This window comes from Variovorax sp. YR266 (assembly GCF_900107295.1).
Lineage (GTDB): Bacteria > Pseudomonadota > Gammaproteobacteria > Burkholderiales > Burkholderiaceae_C > Variovorax.
Genome location: NZ_FNPM01000047.1, coordinates 1 through 1375, shown reverse-complemented (window position 1 = coordinate 1375; position 1375 = coordinate 1). Strand labels below are relative to the sequence as shown.

1 protein-coding gene is annotated in these 1375 nt (G+C 69.7%); it reads right to left on the bottom strand.

Translation table 11 applies throughout. The features are described from left to right. Positions 1 to 1375, bottom strand: a 1375-nt coding sequence (locus tag BLW48_RS34855; RefSeq protein WP_143047891.1) for a condensation domain-containing protein, incomplete at both ends; no start/stop codon positions are given.

The following is a 1375-nucleotide window of genomic DNA, read 5'->3' as shown; positions in this document are numbered from 1 at the left end:
TGATCATGCAGACCGGAGCTGCGTCCTCGAGCATGAAGGCCAGACGGTCCCTGGGGTAGTCCACGTCCAGGGGCAGGTAGGCAGCGCCGGCCTTGAGGATGGCCAGCAGGCTGACGACGAGCTCCAGGGATCGAGGCAGCGCAAGGGCGACGAAGCGCTCGGGTCCCACGCCGCGAGCGATGAGGTGGTGAGCGATCTGGTTGGCGCGTGCGTTGAGCTCGGCGTAGCTCAGGCGCTGGTCCTCGAAGACGAGGGCGATGGCCTCTGGGGTGCGGGCGGCCTGCTGCTCGAAGAGCGCGGGCAGGGTCGACTCGGCCACGGGGTGCGCGGTGTCGTTCCATCCGAGCAGGATCTGCTGGCGCTCCTCGGGCGCGAGGATCTCGATGCGTCCGATGGGCTGGGAGGGGTCGGCGACCACGGCCTGCAGCACCCGCTGCAGGCGCAGCACGAGCTGCTCCACGGTGGCCAGATCGAACAGGTCGGTGGCGAACTCCACCCGGGCGGCAATGCCCTGCGCCGAGCCGTCCTTGTCGCGCTGCTCCCACAGGGCGAAGGACAGGTCGAACTTGGCCGTGTGGTTGCGCACAGGCTCGCCCGTGGCCACCAGATCCGGCAGCGCGAAGCTGGCGCGGGCGTTGTTCTGCAGCACCAGGGCCACCTGGAACAGCGGATGGCGCATCATCGAGCGCGTGGGGTTGAGCACCTCCACCAGCCGCTCGAAGGGCAGGTCCTGGTGCGCATAGGCGCTCAGGTCGGTGTTGCGCACGCGCGCGAGCAACTCGCGGAAGCCGGGGTTGCCCGAGGTGTCGGTGCGCAGCACGAGCGTGTTGACGAAGAAGCCCACGAGATCGTCCAGGGCCTCGTCGGTGCGCCCGGCAATGGGACTGCCCAGTGCGATGTCGGTGCCCGCGCCCATGCGGGTGAACAGCGCCGCGAGTGCGGCCTGCAGCACCATGAACAGGCTGGCCTGCCCGTCCCTGGCGAGGGTGAGCAGACCCTGGTGCACCTCGGCGGGGACCGTGAACGCCATGCTCTGTCCGCGGTAGCTGGAGACGGCGGGGCGTGGCCTGTCGGTGGGCAGCTCCAGTTGCTCGGGCAGCCCGGCCAGGGTGTGCTGCCAGTAGGCCAGCTGGCGCGCTGAGGTGCTGTGTGCGTCAGTCTCGTCACCCAGCAGTTCGCGCTGCCAGAGGGTGTAGTCGGCGTACTGCACCGGCAGCGCAGTCCATGCAGGGGCCTTGCCCTGGCAGCGTGCGGCATAGGCGGTGGACAGATCGCGCGCCAGCGGTGCGATCGACCAGCCGTCGCTGGCGATGTGGTGGCACAGCAGCAGCAGGACATGCTGCTGGGGGTCGAGACGGAACAGCCACGCGCGCAG